The sequence below is a fragment of the Marisediminicola sp. LYQ85 genome, assembly GCF_046600695.1.
Taxonomy (GTDB): Bacteria; Actinomycetota; Actinomycetes; order Actinomycetales; family Microbacteriaceae; genus Marisediminicola.
The window spans coordinates 1-26,501 of the sequence record NZ_JBKIWO010000002.1 but is presented as its reverse complement, the minus strand read 5'-3'; the positions used below and the strand labels follow the sequence as shown (position 1 = coordinate 26,501).

At 66.3% G+C, this 26,501-nt stretch carries 23 protein-coding genes; 3 read left to right on the top strand and 20 right to left on the bottom strand.

Annotation, left to right across the window (positions count from 1 at the left end):
• The first annotated feature begins 165 nt into the window (after positions 1 to 165).
• Entirely contained in the window at positions 166 to 468 is a 303-nt protein-coding gene (locus ACLHG5_RS08380) for a DUF427 domain-containing protein (RefSeq protein ID WP_411317240.1), read from the top strand.
• Between the two features lie 3 nt (positions 469 to 471).
• On the opposite strand, the gene ACLHG5_RS08375 is transcribed toward ACLHG5_RS08380, so the two are convergent.
• The 4 genes from ACLHG5_RS08375 to ACLHG5_RS08360 all read right to left on the bottom strand — a co-directional run bounded on the left by ACLHG5_RS08375 (position 472) and on the right by ACLHG5_RS08360 (position 3,710).
• A complete protein-coding gene (locus ACLHG5_RS08375) occupies positions 472 to 954 on the bottom strand; it encodes a SprT-like domain-containing protein (RefSeq protein ID WP_411317241.1) in 483 nt (160 codons plus the stop codon).
• A gap of 62 nt (positions 955 to 1,016) precedes the next feature.
• Positions 1,017 to 1,520: a hypothetical protein gene (locus tag ACLHG5_RS08370; RefSeq protein WP_411317242.1), complete on the bottom strand. Its 504-nt coding sequence runs from the start codon at positions 1,518 to 1,520 to the stop codon at positions 1,017 to 1,019.
• Between the two features lie 30 nt (positions 1,521 to 1,550).
• Positions 1,551 to 2,741 carry a PQQ-dependent sugar dehydrogenase gene (locus tag ACLHG5_RS08365; protein ID WP_411317243.1) on the bottom strand — a complete coding sequence of 397 codons (1,191 nt, stop codon included), beginning with the start codon at positions 2,739 to 2,741 and terminating at the stop codon, positions 1,551 to 1,553.
• A gap of 105 nt (positions 2,742 to 2,846) precedes the next feature.
• Entirely contained in the window at positions 2,847 to 3,710 is an 864-nt protein-coding gene (locus ACLHG5_RS08360) for a spermidine synthase (RefSeq protein WP_411318443.1), read from the bottom strand.
• A gap of 250 nt (positions 3,711 to 3,960) precedes the next feature.
• Here ACLHG5_RS08360 and rpoB point away from each other — a divergent pair, with 250 nt between their 5' ends.
• Together rpoB and ACLHG5_RS08350 are read left to right on the top strand one after the other, a co-directional pair.
• The gene (gene rpoB / locus ACLHG5_RS08355; protein WP_411317245.1) at positions 3,961 to 7,467 is read left to right on the top strand and encodes a DNA-directed RNA polymerase subunit beta; all 3,507 of its coding nucleotides are present in this window, start codon (positions 3,961 to 3,963) and stop codon (positions 7,465 to 7,467) included.
• Positions 7,468 to 7,530: 63 nt separating this feature from the next.
• On the top strand, positions 7,531 to 11,412 hold the full coding sequence (locus ACLHG5_RS08350) for a DNA-directed RNA polymerase subunit beta' (protein WP_411318442.1): 3,882 nt from the start codon (positions 7,531 to 7,533) through the stop codon (positions 11,410 to 11,412).
• 66 nt (positions 11,413 to 11,478) lie between these two features.
• Here ACLHG5_RS08350 and ACLHG5_RS08345 read toward each other — a convergent pair whose 3' ends face one another.
• From ACLHG5_RS08345 to ACLHG5_RS08270, 16 genes are all read right to left on the bottom strand, one after another.
• Positions 11,479 to 13,209 (bottom strand): hypothetical protein, encoded by a 1,731-nt coding sequence (locus ACLHG5_RS08345; RefSeq protein WP_411318441.1) that lies wholly within the window; start codon positions 13,207 to 13,209, stop codon positions 11,479 to 11,481.
• Between the two features lie 5 nt (positions 13,210 to 13,214).
• Positions 13,215 to 13,439, bottom strand: a complete 225-nt coding sequence (locus ACLHG5_RS08340; RefSeq protein ID WP_411318440.1) for a hypothetical protein — start codon at positions 13,437 to 13,439, stop codon at positions 13,215 to 13,217.
• Positions 13,440 to 13,540: 101 nt separating this feature from the next.
• Entirely contained in the window at positions 13,541 to 13,834 is a 294-nt protein-coding gene (locus tag ACLHG5_RS08335) for a WXG100 family type VII secretion target (RefSeq protein WP_411317249.1), read from the bottom strand.
• A gap of 95 nt (positions 13,835 to 13,929) precedes the next feature.
• Complete coding sequence (locus tag ACLHG5_RS08330; protein WP_411317250.1) at positions 13,930 to 18,504, bottom strand: FtsK/SpoIIIE domain-containing protein; 4,575 nt, start codon at positions 18,502 to 18,504, stop codon at positions 13,930 to 13,932.
• Positions 18,505 to 18,562: 58 nt separating this feature from the next.
• Positions 18,563 to 19,876, bottom strand: coding sequence for an RDD family protein (locus ACLHG5_RS08325; RefSeq protein WP_411317251.1), 1,314 nt, complete (start codon positions 19,874 to 19,876; stop codon positions 18,563 to 18,565).
• A 112-nt stretch (positions 19,877 to 19,988) separates the two neighbouring features.
• Entirely contained in the window at positions 19,989 to 20,483 is a 495-nt protein-coding gene (locus ACLHG5_RS08320; protein ID WP_411318439.1) for a hypothetical protein, read from the bottom strand.
• A 38-nt stretch (positions 20,484 to 20,521) separates the two neighbouring features.
• Complete coding sequence (locus ACLHG5_RS08315; RefSeq protein ID WP_411318438.1) at positions 20,522 to 21,100, bottom strand: hypothetical protein; 579 nt, start codon at positions 21,098 to 21,100, stop codon at positions 20,522 to 20,524.
• On the bottom strand, positions 21,100 to 21,798 hold the full coding sequence (locus ACLHG5_RS08310; RefSeq protein ID WP_411318437.1) for a hypothetical protein: 699 nt from the start codon (positions 21,796 to 21,798) through the stop codon (positions 21,100 to 21,102). The genes ACLHG5_RS08315 and ACLHG5_RS08310 overlap by 1 nt, the downstream gene beginning before the upstream one ends.
• Positions 21,799 to 21,885: 87 nt before the next feature.
• Positions 21,886 to 22,305 carry a hypothetical protein gene (locus ACLHG5_RS08305; protein ID WP_411318436.1) on the bottom strand — a complete coding sequence of 140 codons (420 nt, stop codon included), beginning with the start codon at positions 22,303 to 22,305 and terminating at the stop codon, positions 21,886 to 21,888.
• A 21-nt stretch (positions 22,306 to 22,326) separates the two neighbouring features.
• The gene (locus ACLHG5_RS08300; RefSeq protein WP_411317256.1) at positions 22,327 to 22,704 is read right to left on the bottom strand and encodes a hypothetical protein; all 378 of its coding nucleotides are present in this window, start codon (positions 22,702 to 22,704) and stop codon (positions 22,327 to 22,329) included.
• A gap of 38 nt (positions 22,705 to 22,742) precedes the next feature.
• Complete coding sequence (locus ACLHG5_RS08295) at positions 22,743 to 23,378, bottom strand: hypothetical protein (protein WP_411317257.1); 636 nt, start codon at positions 23,376 to 23,378, stop codon at positions 22,743 to 22,745.
• A gap of 632 nt (positions 23,379 to 24,010) precedes the next feature.
• On the bottom strand, positions 24,011 to 24,277 hold the full coding sequence (locus ACLHG5_RS08290; RefSeq protein WP_411318435.1) for a hypothetical protein: 267 nt from the start codon (positions 24,275 to 24,277) through the stop codon (positions 24,011 to 24,013).
• Between the two features lie 43 nt (positions 24,278 to 24,320).
• Complete coding sequence (locus ACLHG5_RS08285) at positions 24,321 to 24,686, bottom strand: hypothetical protein (RefSeq protein ID WP_411318434.1); 366 nt, start codon at positions 24,684 to 24,686, stop codon at positions 24,321 to 24,323.
• A gap of 61 nt (positions 24,687 to 24,747) precedes the next feature.
• Positions 24,748 to 25,083, bottom strand: coding sequence for a hypothetical protein (locus ACLHG5_RS08280; RefSeq protein WP_411318433.1), 336 nt, complete (start codon positions 25,081 to 25,083; stop codon positions 24,748 to 24,750).
• A 30-nt stretch (positions 25,084 to 25,113) separates the two neighbouring features.
• Positions 25,114 to 25,728: a hypothetical protein gene (locus ACLHG5_RS08275; protein WP_411318432.1), complete on the bottom strand. Its 615-nt coding sequence runs from the start codon at positions 25,726 to 25,728 to the stop codon at positions 25,114 to 25,116.
• Positions 25,728 to 26,426, bottom strand: coding sequence for a hypothetical protein (locus ACLHG5_RS08270; RefSeq protein ID WP_411318431.1), 699 nt, complete (start codon positions 26,424 to 26,426; stop codon positions 25,728 to 25,730). The genes ACLHG5_RS08275 and ACLHG5_RS08270 overlap by 1 nt, the downstream gene beginning before the upstream one ends.
• Between the last annotated feature and the right edge of the window lie 75 nt (positions 26,427 to 26,501).

Below are 26,501 nucleotides of genomic sequence, written 5' to 3'. Positions count from 1 at the left end.
CCGGCAGATGTGCGCGGCGGATGCGAGTTCGGGCAGCGGACGCTGCCGATGAGTTGCCGCACGAGGCGATTCCCGTCGGGAATTCAGCTCGCGAGCCTAGCGTTTCGAACCTCACACACCCATCCAGGAGACACGCCTCGAGCGTGCCGGTAACGAGGAGAGACCATGAAGGCAACAGTCGACGGAATCGTCATCGCCGAGGCCCCGAAAGACGACCTCATCTCGATAGAGGGCAACTGGTACTTCCCGCCGTCGAGCGTCAACCAGGAGCTGCTCGAGAAGTCGCCCACCCCATACACGTGCCCGTGGAAGGGTGAGACGCAGTACTTCACGGTGAAGGCGGGCGACACGTCGCTCCCCGACCGCGCGTGGAGCTACCCGACCCCCTACCCGACGTCGTTCGACCGCGTCGGCAAGGACTACAGCAACTACGTGGCCTTCTGGAAAGAGGTGAAGGTCACCGAGTAGCGGCTATCCCGCGGCGCGGCGTTGGGGCGCTCGGGCGACCGAGCGCTCCGACCAGGTGATGAGGTGGGTCGGGTCGAACCGTTTGGCGCACCGACCGCACGCGAGGGCGCGAGCGGGTTTGCGATAGCGGTAGTGCGTGTGACCGTTCGAACACGTGCCCACCCACGGGGCGAACTCGTCGGCGATGGCGCCGTCGTGCAAACGTTTGCCCTCGTAGCCGAGGTCGGCGGCGATGCGCTTCCAGGTCGCGCCGTGACCCGCCTTCGATCCGGCGATCGCGTGTGCCACCTCGTGCAGAAGCACCTGGTGGATCTCGTCGTCGTCGTACCGAGCCGCGAGGTAGCGCGACACCGAGATGCGCTTGTGGGTGTAGTTGCAGAGCCCGGCTCGCGTCTTCGCGGTGTCGAACGAGAACGACCACGACGCGTCGAGGTGCAGGGCGATGAGGGCGTTGGCCCAGTGCCGCACGCGTTCGAGTTCAGCCACGCGTCGAACCTAGCCGAGACGCCCGACAGTGCTGACCGAAGACACGGTGGTGGCCGGCAGCATCACGCCGGCTCGATGAGCATGCGGCGCATGATGAGCTCGAGGGCCCCGTCGAGCGCCTCGAGTTGTTCGGGGGGTGCCCCCTGAGCCACGCGCAAGCGGATGAGCTCCGACACGGCTTCGCGCGCCTCGTCGAGTTTTCCGAGGTCGACGAGAACACTCGCGAGTTGATAGAGAGCGGATGCCTCGAGCTCGCCCCAGCTCTCGGTGTGCGCGGTCTGGCGGCACGCCTTCACTTCGGTGAGCGCACGCTCGAGCGCGCCCTGATCTTGGAACACGCGTGCTCGCCGCAGTCTGGCCTCGGTCAGCTGCTCGCGGTCGCCCGTGAAGAACGCGAGCCGGTAGCTCTCCTCGGCCATCGCGAGAGCGTCGTCGAGTCGACCCAGCACACGCAAGAGTTCCGCCCGCTCGGCCACGGCGGCGGTGCTGCGCGCCGTGCCCAGCTCGTCGAGCCGCGCTCGGGCCGCGGTCTCGTCGGGGGTGTCGTGAAAGCTGTCGCTGATCATTTGTACGAGAGTAACCCGGGCGCTCGTCGCTCAGTCCGCGACAAGCGGTGCGAGTTGAACGCGGATGATCTGGTCGTCGCCGTCTCGGGGCTCACCCCGGCCGTCGGTGTTGTTGGTGAGCACCCAGAGCGACCCGTCCGGACCCTCCGCCACGTCGCGGATGCGGCCGAACTGTCCCTGGAAATACGGAACGGTGCCCCCGTCTCCGACCTCTTCCTCGGCGTCGGGGTAGAGAGCCCACACTCGCTCGCCCCGCAGCGCCGCCATGAAGAGGGTGCCGCCGATGTGCGCGAGCCCGCTCGGGCTCGCCTCGTCGGTCGACCACTGGTATTCGGGGTCGACGTAGGCGGGGTCGTCGCCGATGCCCTCGACCACGGGCCATCCGTAGTTCTCGCCGGGCTCGATGAGGTTGACCTCGTCCCACGTGTTCTGCCCGAACTCCGATGCCCACAGGCGGCCGTCGTCGTCCCACGCGATGCCCTGCGGGTTGCGGTGGCCGAGGGAGTAGACGAGCGAATCGTCGAACGGGTTGTCGTCGGGTGTCGCACCGTCGGGTGTCATCCGCAGGATCTTGCCGCTCAGCGACGAGACGTCTTGCGCCGCATCGGTGACGTTGGCGTCGCCGACGGTCGCATAGAGATGTCCGTCCGGTCCGAAGGCGATGCGACCGCCGTTGTGGGTGTTGGCTTTCGGGATGCCCTCGAGCACGGTCTCGGGTGCGCCGAGGGTCACGCCCCCGGCCCCCGCGTCGAGGGGCATCCGGACGATGCGGTTGTCGGCGCTCGCCGTGAAGTAGGCGTAGAGCCAGGTGGCGTCGCTGTCGTCGCCGCCGTCGCTCTCCCTCTCGCCCTCGAGAACCGCGATGCCGAGCAGCCCGCCCTCGCCTCCGGGGGTGACGCCGTCGATCACCCCGACGTCGGCCACCTCGCCGTCGCTCGAAACGCTCGTGATCATCGCGGTGTCGCGTTCGCTCACGAGTGCCGACCCGTCGGCGAGCGGGGCGATGGACCACGGGGCCTCGAGACCCGTCGCGACGACGCTCGGTTCGCCGACCGGCTCGACGGGCCCCGCGGCCGGCGCATCGGTGGTTTCGCTCGGAGACGGCGCGGGCGGCAGGGGGGTGGGCTGCTCTGCGGCCGGCGATGCGCACCCGCTCACCGCGAGGGTGAGGGCGAGGGCCGCGCCGCCGAGGGCGGTCGTCGGGGTGAGTGCTCGGCGCATGCTGTGCCTCCAGGGCGATCGTCGAGTCTCCAGTCTCGAAGAGCGGCACGCGAGACCCGGTGCCGATCGGGGCATTGCCGGTCGATTCGGAGGTGCGCCGCCGGGCTACGACCCGCGTTTGGTCTGGAAGATGTTCTTCGACGGCGGCGGCGAGGGGATCGCCGTCGCGTCGGTCACGACGGGGGCTCCCGCGATCCACTCGGTGAGTTCGGTTCCGCTCAAGACCTTCGAGGGGTGTGGTCCGCCGGCGAGCAGTCGCGGCATCCAGTCGAGGGGGAGCTCGGTGGCGGATGCCACGAACACGACGTTGCCGAACCGTCGCCCCTTGAGCACCTGGGCGTCGGCGAGCGCCGCGACGTGGCCGAGCGCCGTCTGCAGGGTCGCGGCCTGCCCGCGTACGAACGCGAGCCCCGGACCGTCGGCGACGTTGATGGCCACGACCCCCGTCGGGGCCAGGAGCGTCGCGACCTCGCGATAGAACTCGAGGCTCGTCACGTGAGCGGGCGTGCGTGCCCCGGAGAAGACGTCGACGACCACGAGGTCGACGGTGCCCCGCAGTCCTGGCGGGAGTTTCTCGACCACGGCGCGGGCGTCGCCGTGACGCACGCGGATCGACGCCGACTTCGGGAGGGGGAGGGCGGAGCGCACGAGGTCGACGAGGTCGCTCTCGATCTCGACGACCTGCTGCCTCGACCCCGGCCTCGTCGCCTCGACGTAGCGGGGGAGGGTGAACGCGCCGGCGCCGAGGTGCACGGCGGTGATGGGCTCGCCCGGCATGCGCAGTTCGTCGATGACGTGACCGATGCGCCTCACGTACTCGAAGAAGAGGTGCGTGGGGTCGCCGACATCCACGTGCGATTGCGGGGTTCCGTCGACGGTGAGGGTGAAGCTCCCGGGAACGTAGCGGTCGGGGGTGATCTCCGCGTGGTGCCCGCTGAGAGCGAGTTTGGTCGAGGGGTTTTGTTCCACATCCCGACTGTAGAGCGTGCTCCACGAGGCGGTTGCGGCACCTTATAGCCGATTCTCAGAATCTGGTCAAGGAACAGGTGGACAAGGCGAGTCGTTTAGACCTATGCTTGTTCTTTGCGCTCCCAGACTATCCACGCCTTCATATTGCGGTCGGCTCGTGTTTGTTCGGAATCTCTCCCACAAGCCTCGTCTGTGGAGCACTCATCACACCGACTGTAACTGGCCACAAGGCCCACCGGAGGTTATTTCCTTGGCTGCTGCGCAAAACGCAACCACGACGAACGATTCGACATCAGGATCCCTCAAGACCGGACGGACGGCGTCACGCCTCTCGTTCGCGAAGATCACTGACAACCTGACGGTTCCCGATCTGCTTGCACTGCAGACCGAGAGCTTCGATTGGCTGGTCGGAAACGACCTCTGGAAGCAGCGCGTGGCCGACGCTCAGGCCGCAGGTCGTCAAGACCTCGCGACTCGCAGCGGGCTCGAGGAGATCTTCGAGGAGATCTCCCCGATCGAGGACCTCGGCGAGACCATGCAGCTCTCGTTCGCGAAGCCCGAGCTCGAGCCCGAGAAGTACACGATCGACGAGTGCAAGGAGCGCGGCAAGACCTATTCCGCTCCCCTCTACGTCGAGGCCGAGTTCATGAACCACCTCACCGGTGAGATCAAGACCCAGACGGTCTTCATGGGCGACTTCCCGCTCATGACCGAAAAGGGAACGTTCATCATCAACGGCACCGAGCGTGTCGTCGTCTCGCAGCTCGTGCGTAGCCCCGGTGTCTACTTCGACCGCGCCCAGGAGAAGACCTCCGACAAGGACATCTACTCCGCTCGCATCATCCCGAGCCGCGGTGCCTGGCTCGAGTTCGAGATCGACAAGCGCGACCAGGTCGGCGTTCGCATCGACCGCAAGCGCAAGCAGTCGGTCACGGTGTTCCTCAAGGCCCTCGGCCTCACGAGCGAAGAGATCCTCGAGGAGTTCAAGGGCTTCTCGTCGATCGAGCTGACCCTCGAGAAAGACAACATCCTGACCAAGGATGAGGCGCTCAAAGACATCTACCGCAAGCTCCGCCCGGGAGAGCAGGTCGCCGCCGAGGCTGCGCGCGCACTCCTCGACAACTTCTACTTCAACTCGAAGCGCTACGACCTCGCGAAGGTCGGTCGCTACAAGATCAACCGCAAGCTCGGCATCGAGTCCGCGCTGTCGAACTCGGTCCTGACCGTCGAAGACATCATCGGCACGATCAAGTACCTCGTGTCGCTCCACGACGAGCAGAAGACGATCGCCGGAGTCCGCGAGGGCAAGGCCGTCGACATCCGCCTCGACGTCGACGACATCGACCACTTCGGCAACCGTCGCATCCGCGCCGTGGGCGAGCTCATCCAGAACCAGGTGCGCACCGGCCTCAGCCGCATGGAGCGTGTCGTCCGCGAGCGCATGACGACTCAGGACATCGAGGCGATCACCCCGCAGACCCTGATCAACGTGCGCCCCGTCGTCGCCGCGATCAAGGAGTTCTTCGGAACGTCGCAGCTCAGCCAGTTCATGGACCAGAACAACCCTCTCGCGGGCCTGACGCACAAGCGTCGACTCTCGGCCCTCGGCCCCGGTGGTCTGAGCCGTGAGCGCGCCGGCGTCGAGGTGCGAGACGTCCACCCCTCGCACTACGGCCGCATGTGCCCGATCGAGACCCCGGAAGGCCCGAACATCGGTCTGATCGGGTCGCTCGCATCGTTCGCTCGCATCAACGCGTTCGGGTTCATCGAGACCCCCTACCGTCGCGTCGCCAACGGCGTCGTGTCGGAGACCATCGACTACCTCACCGCGAGCGAAGAGGACGACTTCATCGTCGCCCAGGCCAACGCCACGCTCAAGGCAGATGGTTCGTTCACCGAGGCTCGCGTTCTCGCCCGCAAGAAGGGCGGCGAGGTCGACCTCATCCCCGTCGAAGACGTGGGATACATGGATGTCTCGCCTCGCCAGATGGTGTCGGTCGCGACGAGCCTCATCCCCTTCCTCGAGCACGACGACGCGAACCGCGCCCTCATGGGTGCCAACATGCAGCGTCAGGCTGTTCCGCTGCTCCGCAGCGAGAGCCCGCTCGTCGGAACCGGTATGGAGGGCTACGCGGCCATCGACGCCGGAGACGTGCTCACCAACCTCAAGGCCGGTGTCGTCTCCGAGGTCTCGGCCGACGTCGTCACCGTGCAGCAGGACGAGGGCGGAACGAAGGACTACTACCTCCGCAAGTTCGACCGCTCCAACCAGGGCACGAGCTACAACCACCGCGTGATCGTGAGCGCGGGCGACCGCGTCGAAGCCGGCGAGGTCCTCGCCGACGGTCCCGCGACGGAGAACGGCGAGCTCGCGCTCGGAAAGAACCTCCTCGTGGCGTTCATGCCGTGGGAGGGTCACAACTTCGAAGACGCGATCATCCTGAGCCAGAACCTCGTGAAAGACGACGTGCTCTCGTCGATCCACATCGAGGAGTACGAGGTGGATGCCCGCGACACGAAGCTCGGCAAGGAGGAGATCACGCGTGACCTCCCCAACGTCAGCCCCGAGTTGCTCGCCGACCTCGACGACCGCGGCATCATCCGCATCGGAGCCGAGGTGCGCCCCGGCGACATCCTCGTCGGCAAGGTCACGCCGAAGGGCGAGACCGAGCTGAGTGCCGAGGAGCGCTTGCTGCGCGCCATCTTCAACGAGAAGAGCCGCGAAGTGCGCGACACCTCGCTCAAGGTCCCCCACGGTGAGCAGGGCACGATCATCGCCGTCAAGGAGTTCAACGCCGACAACGACGACGAGCTCGGCTCGGGTGTCAACCAGCGCGTGGTCGTGTACATCGCCCAGAAGCGCAAGATCACCGAGGGCGACAAGCTCGCGGGTCGTCACGGCAACAAGGGCGTCATCTCGAAGATTCTGCCGGTCGAGGACATGCCGTTCCTCGCCGACGGAACGCCGGTCGACGTCGTTTTGAACCCGCTCGGTATCCCCGGTCGGATGAACTTCGGTCAGGTGCTCGAGACCCACCTCGGTTGGGTCGCGAAGCAGGGCTGGAACGTCGAGGGAAGCCCGAAGTGGGCCGGCCGTCTGCCGGAGCAGGCGCACTCCGCCGCTCCCGGCACGAAGGTCGCGACCCCCGTGTTCGACGGTGCGCTCGAGGAGGAGATCGCTGGTCTGCTCGACTCGACTACCCCGACTCGCGACGGTGACCGACTCATCGACTCGACCGGAAAGACCCGTCTCTTCGACGGCCGTTCCGGTGAGCCGTTCCCCGAGCCGGTCTCGGTGGGCTACATGTACATCCTGAAGCTCCACCACCTCGTCGACGACAAGATCCACGCGCGTTCGACGGGTCCGTACTCGATGATCACGCAGCAGCCCCTCGGTGGTAAGGCGCAGTTCGGTGGACAGCGCTTCGGTGAGATGGAGGTCTGGGCTCTCGAGGCCTACGGCGCCGCTTACGCCCTGCAGGAGTTGCTCACGATCAAGTCCGACGACATCCTCGGTCGCGTCAAGGTCTACGAGGCGATCGTCAAGGGCGAGAACATCCAGGAGCCCGGTATCCCCGAGAGCTTCAAGGTGCTCATCAAGGAGATGCAGTCGCTGTGCCTCAACGTCGAAGTCCTTTCGGCCGACGGCACCGCGGTGAGCTTGCGCGACACGGACGACGAGGTCTTCCGTGCCGCCGAGGAGCTCGGAATCAACATCTCCACGCGGTTCGAGAACTCGTCCATCGACGACATCTGAGCCAGCCGGTAACCCGGACCTGATTTAGCCCTTTTTTAGCTGGACCTTCTTCAAGGAGAAAAATTGCTCGACGTAACAACGTTTGATGAGCTGCGTATTGGCCTCGCCACCGCCGACGACATCCGTCGCTGGTCGCACGGTGAGGTCAAGAAGCCCGAGACGATCAACTACCGCACACTCAAGCCCGAGAAGGACGGCCTCTTCGGAGAGCAGATCTTCGGACCGAGCCGTGACTGGGAGTGCTCGTGCGGTAAGTACAAGCGAGTGCGCTTCAAGGGCATCGTGTGCGAGCGCTGCGGCGTGGAGGTCACCAAGTCCTCCGTGCGTCGCGAGCGCATGGGCCACATCGAGCTCGCCGCGCCCGTCACCCACATCTGGTACTTCAAGGGTGTTCCGAGCCGTCTCGGGTACCTCCTCGACATGGCGCCGAAGGACCTCGAGAAGGTCATCTACTTCGCCGCGTACATGATCATCTCGGTCGACGAGGATGCCCGTCACGCGGACATGCCCGGCCTCGAGAACGAGCTGCGTCTCGAGATCAAAGAGCTCGAGAGCCAGCGCGACTCGCGCATCGCCGACCGCTTGACGAAGCTCGAGACCGACCTCGCTGCCCTCGAGGCCGAGGGGGCGAAGGCCGACCAGAAGCGTCGCACCAAGGACGGCGCCGAGAAGGAGATGAGCCAGACCCGCAAGTCGTTCGACGAGCAGATCGCTCACCTCGAGCGCGTGTGGGATGACTTCCGCAGCCTCAAGGTCGGAGACCTCAAGCCCGAGGACGCCGTATTCCACGAGCTCCAGGACCGCTTCGGCATCTACTTCGAGGGCTTCATGGGCGCCGAGGCGATCCAGAAGCGACTGCAGGCGTTCGACCTCGCGGCTGAGAGCGAGTCGCTCCACCTCCAGATCGCCGAGGGCAAGGGTCAGAAGAAGATCCGTGCCATCAAGCGACTGCGCGTGGTCAACTCGTTCCTCCAGACGGGCAACTCGCCTGCCGCGATGGTGCTCGAGGTCGTTCCGGTCATCCCGCCGGAGCTCCGCCCGATGGTGCAGCTCGACGGTGGTCGTTTCGCGACTTCCGACCTCAACGACCTCTACCGTCGTGTGATCAACCGCAACAACCGTCTGCGTCGTCTGTTGGACCTCGGTGCCCCCGAGATCATCGTCAACAACGAGAAGCGCATGCTGCAGGAGGCCGTCGACGCACTGTTCGACAACGGTCGCCGCGGTCGCCCCGTGACGGGAACCGGTAACCGCGCGCTCAAGTCCTTGAGCGACATGCTCAAGGGAAAGCAGGGTCGGTTCCGCCAGAACCTGCTCGGCAAGCGCGTCGACTACTCGGGTCGTTCGGTCATCATCGTCGGACCGCAGCTCAAGCTCCACCAGTGCGGTCTGCCCAAGCAGATGGCTCTCGAGCTGTTCAAGCCGTTCGTGATCAAGCGACTCATCGACCTCAGCCACGCGCAGAACATCAAGAGTGCCAAGCGCATGGTCGAGCGTTCGCGTCCGCAGGTGTGGGATGTGCTCGAGGAGATCATCCGCGAGCGCCCCGTGCTGCTCAACCGCGCACCCACCCTCCACCGTCTGGGCATCCAGGCGTTCGAGCCTCAGCTCGTCGAGGGCAAGGCCATCCAGCTCCACCCCCTCGTGTGTGCGGCGTTCAACGCCGACTTCGACGGTGACCAGATGGCAGTCCACCTGCCGCTCTCGGTCGAGGCTCAGGCCGAAGCGCGCATCCTCATGCTCGCCTCGAACAACATCCTCAAGCCGTCCGACGGTCGCCCGGTGACCCTGCCCACGCAGGACATGATCATCGGTCTCCACCACCTGACCACCCTCAAGGAGGGTGTCACGGGCGAGGGACGCGCGTTCTCGTCGGTCGCCGAGGCGATCCTCGCGTTCGATCAGCACTCGCTCGACCTCAACGCCAAGGTGCGCATCCGTCTCGAGAACCTCTACCTCGATGAGGAAGTCGCTCCCGAGGGCTTCGAGCAGGGCCAGACGGCGCTGCACGAGACGAGCCTCGGTCGCGCCCTCTTCAACGAGGCGCTCCCCACCGACTACCCGTTCATCGACGCGGTGGCCGACAAGGGCAAGCTCTCGGCGATCGTCAACGATCTCGCCGAGCGCTACCCCAAGGTGGAGGTCGCGGCAGCTCTCGACCGCATCAAGGACGCCGGTTTCTACTGGGCCACGCGCTCGGGAGTGACCGTCGCTCTCTCCGACGTTCTCACCCCGCCGAACAAGCGCGAGATCATCGGGAGCTACGAGAAGCAGGCAGCCAAGGTTCAGACCCAGTTCGAGAAGGGACTCACGACCGACGCCGAGCGTCGCCAGGAGCTCATCGAGATCTGGAACAAGGCCACCGCCGAGGTCGCTACGGCGATGGAGGCGAACATGCCCGAGAACAACACGATCAACCGCATGGTCACCTCGGGGGCTCGTGGTAACTGGATGCAGGTTCGCCAGATCGCCGGTATGCGTGGACTCGTGTCGAACCCGAAGGGTGAGATCATCCCTCGCCCGATCATCTCGAGCTACCGCGAGGGCCTGTCGGTCGCCGAGTACTTCATCGCGACCCACGGTGCTCGCAAGGGCCTCGCCGACACCGCGCTCCGCACGGCCGACTCGGGGTACCTCACGCGTCGACTCGTGGATGTCTCGCAAGACGTCATCATCCGCGAAGACGACTGTGGCACCACGCGCGGTCTCAAGCTTCTCGTCGGAACCCCGAACGCCGAAGGCGTTCTCGTGCCTGACCCGAACATCGAGAACTCGCTCTACGCTCGCAGCCTCGCAGAGGATGCGGTCGACGAGTCGGGAACGGTCATCGCGAAGGCGGGCGACGACATCGGAGACGTGCTCATCGAGCAGCTCATCGAGGCCGGCATCACGCACGCTCGCGTGCGCTCGGTGCTGACCTGCGAGTCCGCTGTCGGTGTGTGTGCGGCGTGCTACGGCCGTTCGCTCGCGACCGGCAAGCTCGTCGACATCGGTGAGGCCGTCGGTATCATCGCGGCCCAGTCGATCGGTGAGCCCGGAACGCAGCTCACCATGCGTACCTTCCACACGGGTGGTATCGCGTCTGCCGACGACATCACGCAGGGTCTTCCCCGCGTCACCGAGCTCTTCGAAGCCCGCACCCCCAAGGGTGCGTCGCCTCTCGCCGAAGCCGCGGGCCGCATCACGATCGAAGACACCGACCGCAGCCGCAAGCTCATCCTCACGCCCGACAGCGGAGACGAGCCGATCGCCTACCCGGTGCTCAAGCGCGCGACGCTCCTCGTCGAAGACGGAGAGCACGTCGAGCTCGGCCAGCAGCTGCACGTCGGCAACGTCGACCCGAAGGAGGTTCTCCGGGTTCGCGGTGTCCGGGCGGTTCAGGAGCACCTCGTCGGTGGAGTGCAGGGTGTCTACCGCTCGCAGGGTGTGCCGATCCACGACAAGCACATCGAGGTCATCGTCCGCCAGATGCTTCGCAAGGTCACCGTCGTCGACCACGCCGACACCGACCTGCTGCCCGGCGAGCTCGTCGACCGGTTGAAGTACAACGAGCTCAACCGCGCCGCGTTGACTGAGGGAAAGAAGACGGCTTCGGCTCGTCAGGAGATCCTCGGTATCACCAAGGCGTCGCTCGCGACCGAGTCGTGGCTGTCGGCCGCGTCGTTCCAGGAGACCACCCGGGTTCTGACCCAGGCGGCCATGGAGGGCAAGTCCGACCCGCTCATGGGCCTCAAGGAGAACGTCATCATCGGAAAGCTGATTCCTGCCGGAACCGGTCTGCCGAAGTACCGCAACGTCAACGTCGAGGCGACGGAAGAAGCCAAGGCCGAGCGTTACCCGAACCGCATCTTCACGGATGAGTCGGTGTTCAGCGAGAGTGACCTGTCGTTCGTCGACTTCGAGAGCTTCTCGTCGGACGACTACACGCCGGGAACCTACAACTAGGCCCTCGCGCACGAAGGAACGGCCCGTCACCTCGAGGTGGCGGGCCGTTCTGCGTGTCGGGGGCGCCTACTCCACGACCGCCCACTGCTCAAGGTCGTGGATGAGAGGCGCCACCGGCCCGCTGCGCACGGAAACGCCCGTCACGGCCCGGTCGGTGACGGTCACGGTGGGATTGACGGCGAACGGTCGCGCGACGGCGGCGCGCACGATGCTCGACTCGATCCGGGCCAGCAGCTCCCGGGCCTCGTAGACGTCGACGGTCTGATCGAGCTGAGTGATGAGTTCATCTCGGTCGGCATCGGCGTCGCCGATGAGGGATGTCTCGCTCCCGCTGCCCCACTGCGCCGCGATCTGAGCGGGCGTCTGCGGGAGGGATACGCGGGTGATCGCGGCATCCCAGCCCGGTTCGTCCATCTCGGCGACGATGTCGTCGGTCCCGCAGTCGACGATGTTCCACCCTTCGGCGCCGACGGCATCTCTCAGGGCCTCGAAGGCGCCGACGGCGAACTCGCTGCCGCGATCGTAGAGCACGCACAGCGATGTGCCCGCTGCGACGCCGGCGGCTGCGCGCTCGAGGGCCGGCTCGCGGCTCGGCGTGCCGAGCACCGACGCGAATCCCGAGTCCTCGTTCACGATGTCGTAGGCGGGGGAGCCCGGCGCCGACAACATCGAGGTCGTCGCCGTGTAGGCCGACGCCCACCCGCCGGCGCCACGATCCACGATGTCGCGCGCGGGGACCGTGCGGAGAAATGCGGTGCGCGCGGCCGGCTTCGCGAACACACCGGTCGGGCGCAGCAGCACGGTCCACACGGTTCCATCGTGCGATGTCAGAACGGGATTGTCGCGGCGCTCGAAGTCGTCGACGATCGCGCGGTTCTGGAGCGTCGGGGCCACCTGAACGACGTCGATCCGCCCGCCGATCGCCGACACGCCGTCGTCTCCCATCGGCACGAGGTCGATGCGCGCGACCTGCGGCGTGGCCGCGCCCGCATACAGAGGATTGGGCACGAGTGTGACGCTCTGTCCGTCGTCGTCGCGGGTGAACCCGTCGACCTGGTACGCCCCGCTCGACAAGCGCACGTATGCGGGGACATCCGTCACCTCGGTCACATCGAATGTGTCGGTCCACGCCTCGCCGACCGCTTCGAGGGCAGCGTCGTCCTCGTCCTGGATCGCGCGGATGACCGCTTGCTTCGCCTCCATCGCATCGTCGAGGCCGAAGGCACGCCCGCCGACCACGTGCGCGGGAACGGACGCCTCGATCGCGCTCTGCCACCCGATCGTCGGCTCGGGGGACGTCACCTCGATCGCGCGCGCGAATTCGTCGAGCTCGGGGACGATCGGTGCCTCCTGCACCTCGGCATCGTCGTCGAGGTCGGCTTCGTCTTCGTCCTCGGTCTCCCCCTCCGGAGCGAGGAGTCCGCTTCCCGCTGCCCATCCGAGCAGAAGATCCGCGGCGTCGAGCGGGATGCCGTCGGACCATGCCGGTTCCGCGAGATCGTAGCGGGCGGTGAACGGGATGTCGCTCACGATCGTCACGGTCCCGAAGCTCTCGTCGGGAACGAACTCGCCGTCGACGATGTCGCCGAAGCTGCTTCTCGTGGCCTCCGCGATGTCGATGTTGCCGCGTGTCGGCGAGGCGGCGGCATTGAACGACGTGATTTCGCCGGTCCAGCCCACCGTGACCGTCGTGTCGGGCACGACCGTGTCAGGCACACCGGGTGCGCACGCGGTCAGGCTCGCGACGACGACCACGACCCCGGCTGCGGCGGCCCGGCGGGGAGACTTTCTGCTCACCGACCTCACACGAGGTCGGTGCCGTCGTCGCTCTCGGCACCCATCTCGCGGTAGCGCTCGCTCTCTTCACTCTCGAGCCACGCCCGCGCATACTCGAGCAGAGTCGCAGGCGACTCTTCGGCTTCCTCAGCGGAGGCGAACGGTCCGATCGTATCTTCGGACGGACGCTCGTCGGCTCGTTGCACCGACTGGGTCGTCAGGTTGTACCAATAGGTCTGTGCTGGTGTCATCGGCTCCGCACTCCGTTCATGACATGGATACTAATCGCCCGAGGAAACGAAAGAGGTCGTGGTGCGATCGTTCGCACCACGACCTCCGAAGGTGTGTCGGCTCAGCCGCCAGCCATCTCCGCATCCGTGTCGCGGATCCTGTCGGCCATGCGGTCGAGCGCCTCAGCCATGTCGTTGACGGCCTCGGCGGCGTCGTCGAGCGACGTCGTGAGCTCCGCGTACGCGGTGGAATACGCTTCCGACGCGTTCTCGGTCTTGAAGCCGTCCTGCACGAGGTCTGTGATGATGCCTTCGAGCTCTTTCAGCGTGTCGGTGACCGTCTGGCGTCCGTCGCGCAGACGCTGCGCCGCAGTCTCCATCTCGCTGTATGTTGCACCGAAATCATGTCCGGCCATGAAACCCGCCTCCCAGCGTTCGTCGTGTTCAGGCCCGTCTGGCCTTCCCCACAACTGAGGCTAACGAAGGAACGCCCGAGTGCACATGGGGAGCGCTACCCATGTGTCGCTGCCTGCCTGGCCGCTGCCCGTGTGCCCGGCGCCGGCGTGGCCGCGTCGGTGCTCGCAGACTCCGCGACAAAGGGCATCTGCATCGTGACCGCCTGGCCCGCCTGCACGAAAATGCCGCGACCGACCGGAAAGTCGGAGCGCTTGACGCGCCCGAAAGCCGTCTTGAAGATCGCCTCCCCGTCGTAGGTGTCGGGCTTGAGCACGATTCCCTGCCGGGCGGTCTTCCACTCGCCGAGCACGCCGATGCTTCCGCTGGCGCGACTGATCTCGGCCTCGGCGACGAGAAGATGCTCGCTATTGCCCATCGCTTGAAGCAGCGCGCGCATCGGGCGGTCGGCAGGCCCGTCAGCGAGGTGCGGGATGTCTTCGATCACGATCATGATCCGCTCGCCCGGGGCATCGCTGACGACGAGACCCGCGAGCTCCGTCGCCAGTTCGGCCTCGTCCTCGGGGCGTGTGGCGCTGCGCAACCAGGGCCTGAAGTCCTTGAGATCGGCGCGCCTGCTCCCGAAGTGGTACAGGCGCACAGCGGGGTCGAAGCGTTCCATCGCGACGACGAGCGCCTTGAGGGCGTTCGTGCGCCCCGAGGCCGGCGGACCGGAGACCACGAACGAGCCGATCGGCTCGAACCCGCGGGGGGCCAGTGTGTCGTCTGCAATACCGAAGACCGGCATCCCCTCGACATGCGCGGGCATGTCCGCCGCCAGCGCCATCGTCGGGAGTGCTCCGATCTCCGGCAGGTCGCGCACGCCGAGGCCGCGGAGACGATCGCCGAGGGCGGCGAGGGCTCTGGTCTGCTCGACGGCGTTCGACGTGCCGCCGAGCACGGCGATCTGTGCCTCGTGCCCGTCGATGACCGCTCGACCGGGAGGTGACTGCTCGTCGAGGATGTTGCGAGGCGCACCGAGGAGCATGTACTGGCTCTGGTCGCCCATCCGCAGGATGACGCGACGCGAGATGTTGGCGCCGACGGCGCTCGGCACCGCGTTGCCGCGGTCGGCCGTGATGACGGTGTGCAGACCCAGGGTGCGCCCCTCGCCGAGGATGCGCATGAACGTGCGGTACGACGGCCCCCTGCCCGGCGCGACCTCCCAGTCCTTCTTGAACTCCGGGTAGTTGTCGATCAGCAGGATGATGCGCGGCATCGCCGGATCGACGAGCTCGCGGTACTCCTGAACGGATGCCGCACTGGCGGTAGCGAAGGCCGCGGCCCGACGGTCCATCTCCTGATCGAGGGTGCGAAGCAGTCGCTGGATGCGTTCCACATCCGCGCCGTCGACGACCGACCCCACGTGGGGGAGGGCCGACAGGGCTCCGAGCGCGCCGGACGCGAAGTCGAGGCAGTAGACCTGCACGCGACCGCGATCCGGGCGCAGCCCCGCCGCGGTCCCGATGGTCTTGAGCACCGTCGACTTGCCCGAACCCGAGGTGCCGTAGACCACGAGCGACCCGTCGCGGTCGGGCACGAAGACGGCCGATTCCTGCAGCTGTTTCTCGGGGACGTCCATCAGTGCGAGCGGGATCCTCGTGTCGCCGTCGGCGGGCAGGCGCTCGAGGTCGACGAGCTGCGGCAGGTCGTCGAGCCACGGCCGGCGGGGGCGTGGGAGGCCCGCGACTTCGCTCGCTCGCACGAGGGTCTGCACGATGCGCTTCTGATCGTTGGGGCCGAGGTCGTACTCGTGCGAATCGGATTCCGCGGATCGGTCGGGCTCCCACTCTCGCGTGGCACCGAACCGGAGCTCAGCGACGCGCACCTCGGCGACGGCGGTGTCGTCGTCGGAGGTCCAGCCACCCGTGTATGCCGACTGGAACGGCACGAGGCGACCGGGGCCGGTCTTGGCGATCGCCCGACCCGGGATGCTCGCCGAGAAGCTCGCCGCGATCTCGTCGTCGACGACATCCCGGGAATCCGACTCGTCGGCCATCCGAAGCGCGATGCGCAGATTCGTGTTCGCCCGGAGATTGTCCTTGATCACGCCGGCGGGGCGCTGGGTCGCCATGATGAGGTGGATGCCGAGCGACCGCCCGCGCTGCGCGATGTCGACGACCCCGTCGACGAACTCCGGCATCTCCGACGCGAGAGCAGCGAACTCGTCGATGACGAGAACGAGCGCCGGGGGACACTCCGGATCCTGGCGCTTCTCGAGCTCGAGGAGGTCCTTGGCCTTCTTGCGGTTGAGCAGATGCTCGCGATGCTGCAGCTCGGCGCGCAGGCTCGTGAGAGCGCGGCTCACGAGGTGAGGACTCAGGTCGGTCACGAGCCCCACGCAGTGCGGCAGATCGACGCAATCGGCGAAGGCGGATCCGCCCTTGTAGTCGACGAAGAGGAACGTCACTCGGTCGGGGCTGTGTGCCGCCGCCATGCCGAGCACCCAGGCCTGGAGGAACTCCGACTTGCCGGCGCCCGTCGTGCCGCCCACGAGCGCGTGCGGGCCCTGCGTGCGCAGGTCGAGCGCCATCGCATCGCTCGGGCCCTGCCCGATGATCGCCCGGAGGGTGCCCGCTTTCTTCAACCGCGGCCGGGGGTTCGAAGACCGGTCGATGATCGTGGTGTTCTGTCGCCATCGTTCGATCGCCACGGTCGGATCCTCGGCGATCGCCGGGTCGATGAGCTGCAGGAACATCACGGAGTTCGGGATGTCGGATGCGTCGTGCACCACCGTGCTCGCGTCGACGACGGGGGAGAGGCGCCGCGCGAACATCTCCATGTACGCGTTCGACACACCTTCGACTCGCACGTGGTCGAACGCTTCGCCGGTGCGGACCAGGCCCACGCGCGCATCTTCGAGGCCGGCGGTCGTCAGCTCGACGAAGCTCCGGCAGACGGCGGGGAGGGATTCGACGGTGGACGAGACGAAGACCGCGTGCACGCCGTGATCCGCTCCGCGCTCGAGCACGTCGGTCAGCCGACCACGGTCGACCGGGGCGTCGCCGGTGACGAACACGATGATCGAGATCGGCGGAGTCACGTGTCGCTCGCCTGCCGCGCGCGCGACGTCGGTGCCGAAGAGCAGCGGGTTCCAGTCCTCTTTGAAGGGCCCTCGCGGTTCGGGCTTGCCGGCGTCACCGGCGGCACGAGCGACGTACTCCTCGAGTGAGCTCAAGAGCGCCGCGCTGGTCGGTGCGGAGTCGGCCAGAGGCCGGTCGCGAAAGGGGCTGCGCTCGCTCGACGTGTGCGGCATCCACTTCAACCACTCCAGCTCGGGCGTCCATGTCGAGTCGGCGAAGGCCACCGCGACGACGTCGTTGGGGGCGTGGAGGCCGAACAGCTGGACGGCGACACCGCGCATCGTGTCGGCGACGAGTGCTCGGGGTCCGGCTATGCCGATCGAGCCTGCGGCAGACAGCATCTCGAACACGGGCACGTCATCGACGGAGTCGTAGCGCTCGCGGAGGCGGTCGACGCGGTCGATGTACTCGGGGAGTCCCTCGGGGGTGTCCGCATCGTCGATCGAGTTGCGTGCGGGCAACCGGCAGCTGCCCAGCCGCAGGCCGAGGTAGTTCCAGTGCTCGGGTCGCCTCGTCCAGAGCATCGGGCCGAGCCGCATCGCCTGGTCGAACACTTCGGCTACCGGCGGGGCCTCGACGTTGCGGGCGCGCTCCTCCTCGGGCTTGCCTCGGAACAGATCCTCTTCCAGCTGCTCGTACTGACGCTCGAAGAGGAGGAACTCGTGGTTCTGCTTCTTCCGGCTCTGCACTGATTGGTTGAAGAGGTTGCCGAGGGCCATGAGCGGGGTCATGACGATGAGGAGAAGCGACCGCGGGTTGCCGTTGAGGGCGTACAACGCGGCTCCCATCAGGATGGGTGCGATGAGGATGGGCCACGGGAAGATCTTGCCGATCTTCTCGGTGGGCAGACGGGGAGGCTTGAATCCCGTGCCCGGGTAACGGACCTCGACGCGCGGACTTCGGTTGAACATCACTCCGCCACCGCGTTCGATGATCGGATCTTCGTCTGCGGAGCCGTCGAAGGAGCGCGCGAGGTGGAACACGAGGGTGGTGCTCCCGATCACGAACGGTGTGCCCTCTTCGACCCGCACCCGCTGCAGCTGCACCCCGTCGACGAGCACGCCGTTGGCGGAGTTGAGGTCGACGACTTCCACGTGCGAACCGGCCTCGAGCCGTGCGTGGCGCTTGGAGACCATCGGATCGGCGAGCACGATGTCGTTCTCCGGGTCGCGCCCGAGCGAGACGTGGCCGGCCGCGATGGGAAACTCCTGCCCGGCGAGCGGGCCGGCGATCGCGCGCATCCTCCCCACGATCTCGCGCTGCGCCGACGCGGTGTATCCCGACCCGTAGTTGATGATGGACGCCGCGAACCCCGACCCGATCGGCGCCTCGCCGATCGGGAGGTGGGGCGAGAGCGAGACCATGCGCTGGCCGGTCGGTGGGGCGACGGCGAGGGTCAGCACGTCGTCGTCGCCGAGAACGATCGATCGGGTGGGATCCGATTCCGCGACATGGCGTGCCACGTCTCCGACCGTGGCGGTCGAATCCGTGGTGATCACGATGTCGGCGGGGTCGCTCGCGTGGCGGTGCAGTGTCAGCTTCAGTCTCATGGCTCTTCTCCGAGGTGGATGCGCCGCACGGCAGCACAGGTCGTCGTCACGCGGGGTGTCACATCCGGACCACGTCTGCGACCCGGTCGCCGAGCCGGATGCTGTCGCCGTCGACGACGGAGACCGGCACACCGGGCGCGAGCTCACGGTCGACTCCGTCGTGCGTGAGCGCCGACCCGTTCGTGGAGTGCCAATCGACGACCTCGAGCCCGTCGCCGACCGGACGAACGAGCAGGTGCGTCTTCGACATCGACCGACTCGGGTCCGGAACGGGGATCGACCGTGCGCCGGGGTGGTCGGCGGGGTCGGGGTCACGCCCCAAGAAGATCGGTCCGGACACCGGGATGCTCGCACCGGTGTCGAGCCGAAGAGAGAAGAGCGCGGTGCGCACCTCCTGCTGAGGCGCGGCGGGCGGGGATGCCGGTGCGGCCACTGGCGTGGGAACGGGCGCAGCCACGGGCGCAGGGATGGGAGCGGCCACCGGCGGAGGTACGGGCGCGGGGCGCTGCGCGACCGGTGCGGGGGCCGCAGCGCGCGCCGCAACCGCGGGCTCCGGCGGGGGCGTCGCGAGCGGTTGCGGTGTCGGCGGTGCCACGACGAAGTCCGCCGAGAGCACCTCCGCATCGTCGGGCCTCGAAACACCGAGCACCCCCGCACTGTTGCGGCTCCCGGGACGGTACTCGGGCTGAGCCGAGGGCGCACTGCGCGTGGCGAGGGACGGCAGCTCGGAGCGCTCCGGCAGGGGATCGACCTTCACCATCTTGCGGGCGATTCGCATCCGCTTCTCGTCGAACGGGTTCAGCCCCCGCCGTGTGTCGACGAGCCACACCCCCGTCGCCTTGTCGTGCCAGCCTCGACCGCGTCTGTCGGGATCGAAGGTCGGGGTGAGCAGGATGAGCGCCGAGCCGATGCCGGGAACTATGCCCGCGGCTAGGACGATGAGGTAGCGCAGCAGCACGGCGCCGATGCCGGGTCGCTCCAGCGTGCGCACATTCACGCTGCGGATGCCGACGAGGGACTTGCCGATCGTGCGACCCCTGCGCCCGTGGAGCACGAGTTGGGCGACGACGAGCACGAGCGAGAGTGCGACGCTGATCGACGCCATGACGATGCCGAGCACGAAGTCGGGATGGTTCACGAAGCCGTAGGACGAGATGGACCCCGTCGCGAGTTTGATCAGCAGCGGAACCGCACCGAGCCACAGGGGGAGCTGCAGGATCACCCAGAGCGTGACGTCGCACGCGTACGCGAGTGCTCGACGGCCGAAGGGTGCCCGCAGCAGACCGAGGGCAGCGGCGTAGGCCGGATCGGGGCGTCCCGCGGCGTCGACCCCCTCGACGGCCCGCTCCCGCTCATCGATCTCCCAGATCATGAGCGTTTGTTGCCAGGCTGAGCGCAAGCAGAGGAGGGAGTGCCCCCGACCCCGCTGGACGACCCCGGCGAGTGGTCACCCACTCGACGGTCGAACTCCCACGATCTCGGTCTCACAGGCGGTATGCGCCCGACTCGAAGTCCTCGAGGTTCAATAGCGTCAGCGCAATTCTCGAATCGAAGTACTCCTCGAAGGATGCGTACTCGTCGAGGATCCCCGACGGGTCGAGGGAGAGCACCTCACTCGCCACTCGTCCATCGATCACCCGCATGGCGGCGAACATCGGCATCTCGAGGTCGACGGCGATCGGGAGGAGGGTCGCTGCCGAATACCCCGCGGCCAGGGCCTGTGGCGGGGCAGTCTCGATCCACGCGGTGAATACCTCGCGGTGCTCCCCGGCTGCGAGTTGCTCGACGCTCAGGAGGTCCTGCGTCTCGAAGAACGCCCGCCAACCGTCGGCTGCCTCGAGGAAGGAGCGATGGCCGGGGTCGAGCACGAGTCCGGTGCGTTCCTCGTACTCGTCGAGCCGACTCGATAGGGCGGCTACCGCCGGAATCGTGAACGGAAAGATGCGATCGACATCGAGTTGCGCAATGCGTTCCTTCACACGCGCCAACTCCACGATCTTTGTGGGCCAGTCGGTCATCATTCCCTCACAATGAAGATCGTCGGGTCATATCCCACCGGGTAGCGGTTGACCTGCCCGGCGAGGCTGGAGTTGACTCTACTACTGTAATCGCCCCAGCCCGGCGGCTTGCCCTGCCCGACCCAGGTGGAGTCGGGAACGTGTGCGACGACTCCCTGGTAGGGGGTTCCCGCGTCGCGTGCGCGAATCCGTTCGAGGCGCGCTTCACGCCGCGCGTCGCGGGCGATCTGCTCGGCCGTGCTGACGCGACCGGAGTCCGACAGCGAGCCGTCAGCGAGGTACCGATTGCTGCGGTTGACGTAGTCGTGGAACTGAGCGATCTCCTCGGGCGTTGCTCCGTCGACGACGTCGAAGATGACGGGGCCGGTTCCGTCGGGGTTGGGGACTTGCGGCCCTTGTACGGGGGCGTCGGTCCCGCTCGGGCCGTCGTAGTGGTCGTTATTGGTGGTTCGGCGGATGACCGTGTCGAAGTGGCCGTCGAGTCTCTCGGCGACCTGGTGGAGTTTGTCTTTCAGGTTCGCGCCGCCCTTGACGCCTGCTTCTCTGAGTTCGCGGAGGACCGGTTTGATGGCGGACATCAGTCGTCGCCTCCGAAGTCGAGGGCGGAGAACTCGGTGAAGAACGTCGAGGTGATGGTTTGGATGTCTGCCCCGTGGATCTTCATCTCGGTGCGGGCATCCTCGAGCGCTTCGAGGTCGGCGTAGAACTCGTCGGAGTCACCGACCTGACCCTCGACCATCGGTGCGTCGAGGATCGCGTCGATGATGGCGGGCAGTTGTTCCGCGAGCGGCTCGATGGCCATCGGCGCCAACTGCATGATCAGTTGCTCGACGGCGATATCGACCGCGGCGTTCAACAGTTTCTTCTTGATCAGCAGCATCGGTCCGGCTCCGGCCGCGGTGACCGGGTTGGTGAGCATCGCGGCCAGGGTGATCATCGTCGTCGTGACATCGACGATGACTTTCATCTTCAGTGCGAAGATCGCGTCCGCTCCGATGTCCATCGCGGTCGCGGCCGGCGGCATGATGTCGATGAGTTGTTGGAGGTTCTGCGACCGGTTGGTGTTCCAGGCACTCATGGTCGAGGGTCCGGTTTGGCCGCGCATCGCTCCGGCGACGTCGCCGTTGACTTTGCGGTCGACGGCTTGCACGACACCCTCGAGGTCGGATCCGAGGGTGCGCACGAGCACGGCGCCTTTGCGCACCTCGTCCTCGTCGACGTCGGGCCACTCGAATCCGAGTTTTTCCATGACCCAGACGAGCTCGTTCGGCAACATCATTCCCACGGTCGCACCACCTCCACGATGACCCTACGGTCGCACCACACCACACACCATGGGGAGAAGTCCCCACCCGCCGTGCGGCTAGGACAGCGACGGCGTGCCGAGCCGAGTGCCGCGGTCCACCACGCGTACACAGCGAGTCCCGCGTCGAGGATGACCCGGCCGAGGGCACAACCCGTTCATCCGGGACCAGGTCAACGCCAGTTGATAGGTGAACATCCAATAGAGCGCCTCGAGCGCGTCCTGACCAAGCTCCGGACGTCGAGCCACCAGAACCTCCTGAGCCTCCCGCCCGCCTTCGGACAGGGTCTTCGTCGCCCAGTCGATCTTGATCGACATCATCTCGTCGGTGACGGCGCGCACGCGCGTCAGCAGCACCGCAGCGTCCTCGCCGACCGCGAGCGCTCTGACGGCGTCCTCATCCGTTCGGGGGAAGGGCGACCGTCCTTTGCCGAGGTACGCGACGATGGCGCGGGTCAGGTCTCGGTCTTCCACGGTCACATCGGGCGCCGGCCGACGACGTCAGCGCCCGGGTGTGAAGACCCGGGCGGCCGCCTGGATCTCGGCCTCATCCGGCACACGATTCTCGTAGCCACGCGCACGCACGTGCTCGAGAAAACCCTCATCGGGAGCGACGCCGTGGGTCTGAACGTAGTAGGTCACCGGGCCCGTCCACACGTATTCGCCGTCGGTCCGGATCGTCAGAGGGACGACATGCTCGTCACCCCGCAGAATGTCGATGCCGCGCGCGGTCGTGTGCATCACAACGGCACCCGCGTCGAGGTAGGCGCCCACGAGAGACTGCTCCTCGTCGGAGAGCCTCCCCTCGTTGAGCAACGGCCGCTCACCCTGGGTCGTGTCGGCCACACCCGGCTGGAAGACAGAAACCTGCTTGACCATTCGCTTTCACCATTTCTCTGCCGAGTCGGCAACGGCGCCTAGCCGTTCGACTGGAATTGTACCCAGCCGCCGTTCGGCGGCCAGACAGGAGCACCGGTGACCGGATCGATGTCCGTGACGAAGGGCGCGCCGCCCGCGGTCGACCACACCGGCTTCGTGGGCGCGGTCACCGTGACGCCGAGGTCATCGGCCAGCTGCTGCGCGAAGCCGTCGGGCGCAGAGCCGGTGTCGCACGAGAAGAGCCGGATGGGTGACTCGCCGTCCCAATCGGTTCGTTTTCTGACCTGTTCGGCGAAGTCGGCGGCATTCATCATCGACCCGTCGCCGCCCTGGACCGCGTGCGGAGAGCCGTGCAGATCCAGTACGTACTCGCCCGGGTACCGGGGCACGTCACCCGCGGCGGCACGATCCTTGTCGGGAAGAAAGTGCCACCCCGCATCCGTTTTCTTTCCCCTGCGCAGCGCTCGGTTCTTCAGCCAGCCCCGGGCGACCGCGTCGTCCGGGGCATCCATATCCGGCCGATCGAAGCGGTCTTTGTCCTTGACCTGCCTGATGACGGCGTCGAGATGCCCATCGAGGTTGTCGGCGACCCGGTGCAGCTTGTCCTTCGCCTGCACACCACCCTTGAGTGCGGCTTGCTTCAGTTCACGGAGGACCGGCTTGATGGCGGACATCAGTCTTCCCCTCTCGAGTTCAGGGCGGAGAGCTCCATGGAGAACATCGACGTCACCGTCGGACTATCCGTTCTCGGTTCGTGATTCACGACTGCACCACCTCGCCGACGACCCTACGGTCGCACCGCACCACACACCATGGGGAGGAGTCCCCACCCGCCTCCGACGCGTGTCAGGATCGCGGTTCACCTAGGTCAACCAGACGCCGGGGGAGGGAAATCGATTCCCCGTGCCTGTTCGAGCGCGTCGAGGTTTGGAAGCTCGAGGTTCGCACGCTCCCGCGATATCACCTGGGGATAGCTGAAAGCCCCGACCTCCCAGTAAGTGCCGCAGTAGCGGCAGCGACGCACTTCAGCCATGAACTCGTCGCTATCGCCAATGGTGACTGCCCGTGCCTCCGGCGCATAGCTTGCCCAATACCCAGAGCAGATTTCGCACGCCCCGGCGTATGCCTCAACCGGATCAGTCATCGCCGCTACCGGATCGTCGTCGAGGACACGCTTGGACCGCCACGATCGGTCTCACGTTCGCTCTCACGTGTGCCTCTGTCGCTGCCGACAGATGTGCGCGCTCGGCGTTAGCTGTCATGTCATCGTGCGGCATTCTCGCTCCTCATCGCAGGTCGATGTGATTCAGTCTGAGAGCGGTGGCAGCGACCGCCGCGACTTCTCAACGTGGCGAAGCTTGACCAGAACATGCTCGAGAGCACTTTCTTCGTCAGCGAACGTGCGGATCGTCGTTTCGAACGGCTGCGTCCGTTCGTCCGCGAGATACACCCTCCACAGTTCCCCGTCGCGCTCGAGGACGACCGCGTCGAGGTGGAGGCGCCCCATTCCATAGACGACAGGGGTGGGAAGGTGTTCGGCGTCGACGATCCGCATCAGCTGGTCGACGTTCATCTTCAGACCTCTCGAATTGCCCTGTCAGAAGTTATGGCCGGGCCTACGCGCCGCGCTGGCTCTCGTCGTACAGGCGGTCGATCTCTGCGCGCTGCTCTGCAACGGTGGTCACTGTGGCCGGATCCACGGGCTCGAAGGTGTCGACGACACCTGCGGCTCCGGCCGTTGTCATGCGATAAGAAGTCAAACCGCCGCCCTGATCGCGGCCCATGCCGCTCGGCCAGACATCCGCCTGGGCGCCGACGACGCCGACCCGCCAGCCGAGAGGCTCCAGTGCGTTGCGTACGACGCACAGAGCTTCGAACGCGTCATCCGCGCTCGCCTCGATGGGGTCGAAGTGGGGGGAATCCACGCGGACCACCCAGCCGGAGGATTCGTACCGCCATGCGATGGTCGCGCCGACGGTCACTCCGTGCCTCGCTGCATCGATCGATTGCGGACTCTGGATCATGCGGTTGTGACGTCGATTGTCAGGACTGGCCCGCGCCATATGCGGCTTCGTAAGCCGCGAGGTACTCGGATCCGAGTCTCAACCTTACGTAATAGTCGATGTCCTCGAGAGCTACTCGAACTTGCTCCCGGGTACCGCGGATCGTCAGCCGTCGTCCGAGGGGCTTGGACACCGAAACGTCGCCGCCCAGGAGTACACCGAATCCCCAGTTGCCTTCGCCGTAGTCGTCGTATCGGCCACGAACGGCGAACGCGTCGTACAGAACGAAGGTGACCTCGCCATCCGACAGCTTCTGTACCTGCCTCGCTGCTGGGAGATGTTGTTCGACCAGGTCGAGCACGTCGTCAACGGCCATGTCATCGTGCGGCATTTTCGCTCCTCAGCTTCATCGCGGAACCGCCTGCATCGTCGTGGGGTCGAAGCGGTAGCCGTGGTCCCGTAGGAAATCGAGTTCGTCCGCCAGCGCGCTGTCGGGAAAGTCCAGCGGGTTGTGAGAGAAGGTGATCGGCTTTCCTTCGGCCATCATACGTTCGAGGAACGGCACGTTGAAGGCGTCGAACATGTCGGGGTCAGTCAGGTTATTCGAATCCCTGATGTCCCCCCACCGGTCGCCGAGACTGAAATAGGTGGCGGGTGGCTGCTGGCCCTCGGCGACGTCGACATAGCTGGACGTGCCGGGGACGTAGTACTTGCCCAGTACCGCCTCGCCGCCGTTCGGGTTGTGCACACTCGAATCGAGGATGTCCAAGTAATCCTGGTCACTCATCGATGAGGGCTTACGGCTCAGGCTGGGCTGCCACGGGTTGGTCCGGGAATCGGGCGTCCGATCGCCGTTGCTGCCGGGGCCGTCGTAGCGGTCGTTGTTCTTCACCCGCCTGATCACATCGTCCATGTGGTTGTCGAGTCTGTCGGCGACCTGATGGAGTTTGTCTTTCAGGTTCGCGCCGCCCTTGACGCCTGCTTCTCTGAGTTCGCGGAGGACCGGTTTGATGGCGGACATCAGGCGTCGCCTCCGAAGTCGAGGGCGGAGAACTCGGTGAAGAACGTCGAGGTGATGGTTTGGATGTCTGCCCCGTGGATCTTCATCTCGGTGCGGGCATCCTCGAGCGCTTCGAGGTCGGCGTAGAACTCGTCGGAGTCACCGACCTGACCCTCGACCATCGGTGCGTCGAGGATCGCGTCGATGATGGCGGGCAGTTGTTCCGCGAGCGGCTCGATGGCCATCGGCGCCAACTGCATGATCAGTTGCTCGACGGCGATATCGACCGCGGCGTTCAACAGTTTCTTCTTGATCAGCAGCATCGGTCCGGCTCCGGCCGCGGTGACCGGGTTGGTGAGCATCGCGGCCAGGGTGATCATCGTCGTCGTGACATCGACGATGACTTTCATCTTCAGTGCGAAGATCGCGTCCGCTCCGATGTCCATCGCGGTCGCGGCCGGCGGCATGATGTCGATGAGTTGTTGGAGGTTCTGCGACCGGTTGGTGTTCCAGGCACTCATGGTCGAGGGTCCGGTTTGGCCGCGCATCGCTCCGGCGACGTCGCCGTTGACTTTGCGGTCGACGGCTTGCACGACACCCTCGAGGTCGGATCCGAGGGTGCGCACGAGCACGGCGCCTTTGCGCACCTCGTCCTCGTCGACGTCGGGCCACTCGAATCCGAGTTTTTCCATGACCCAGACGAGCTCGTTCGGCAACATCATTCCCACGGTCGCACCACCTCCACGATGACCCTACGGTCGCACCACACCACACACCATGGGGAGAAGTCCCCA

Excerpts from the sequence above, each read along its gene's own strand:
- ACLHG5_RS08365 (WP_411317243.1), bottom strand. The coding sequence starts at position 2,741 with ATGCGCCGAGCACTCACCCCGACGACCGCCCTCGGCGGCGCGGCCCTC.
- ACLHG5_RS08275 (WP_411318432.1), bottom strand. The coding sequence starts at position 25,728 with ATGTCCGCCATCAAACCGGTCCTCCGCGAACTCAGAGAAGCAGGCGTC.
- ACLHG5_RS08315 (WP_411318438.1), bottom strand. The coding sequence starts at position 21,100 with ATGTCCGCCATCAAACCGGTCCTCCGCGAACTCAGAGAAGCAGGCGTC.
- ACLHG5_RS08325 (WP_411317251.1), bottom strand. The coding sequence starts at position 19,876 with ATGATCTGGGAGATCGATGAGCGGGAGCGGGCCGTCGAGGGGGTCGAC.
- ACLHG5_RS08330 (WP_411317250.1), bottom strand. The coding sequence starts at position 18,504 with ATGAGACTGAAGCTGACACTGCACCGCCACGCGAGCGACCCCGCCGAC.
- ACLHG5_RS08340 (WP_411318440.1), bottom strand. The coding sequence starts at position 13,439 with ATGACACCAGCACAGACCTATTGGTACAACCTGACGACCCAGTCGGTG.
- ACLHG5_RS08300 (WP_411317256.1), bottom strand. The coding sequence starts at position 22,704 with ATGGTCAAGCAGGTTTCTGTCTTCCAGCCGGGTGTGGCCGACACGACC.
- ACLHG5_RS08280 (WP_411318433.1), bottom strand. The coding sequence starts at position 25,083 with ATGGCCGTTGACGACGTGCTCGACCTGGTCGAACAACATCTCCCAGCA.
- ACLHG5_RS08295 (WP_411317257.1), bottom strand. The coding sequence starts at position 23,378 with ATGTCCGCCATCAAGCCGGTCCTCCGTGAACTGAAGCAAGCCGCACTC.
- ACLHG5_RS08380 (WP_411317240.1), top strand. The coding sequence starts at position 166 with ATGAAGGCAACAGTCGACGGAATCGTCATCGCCGAGGCCCCGAAAGAC.
- ACLHG5_RS08370 (WP_411317242.1), bottom strand. The coding sequence starts at position 1,520 with ATGATCAGCGACAGCTTTCACGACACCCCCGACGAGACCGCGGCCCGA.
- ACLHG5_RS08270 (WP_411318431.1), bottom strand. The coding sequence starts at position 26,426 with ATGTTGCCGAACGAGCTCGTCTGGGTCATGGAAAAACTCGGATTCGAG.
- ACLHG5_RS08335 (WP_411317249.1), bottom strand. The coding sequence starts at position 13,834 with ATGGCCGGACATGATTTCGGTGCAACATACAGCGAGATGGAGACTGCG.
- ACLHG5_RS08310 (WP_411318437.1), bottom strand. The coding sequence starts at position 21,798 with ATGTTGCCGAACGAGCTCGTCTGGGTCATGGAAAAACTCGGATTCGAG.
- ACLHG5_RS08290 (WP_411318435.1), bottom strand. The coding sequence starts at position 24,277 with ATGAACGTCGACCAGCTGATGCGGATCGTCGACGCCGAACACCTTCCC.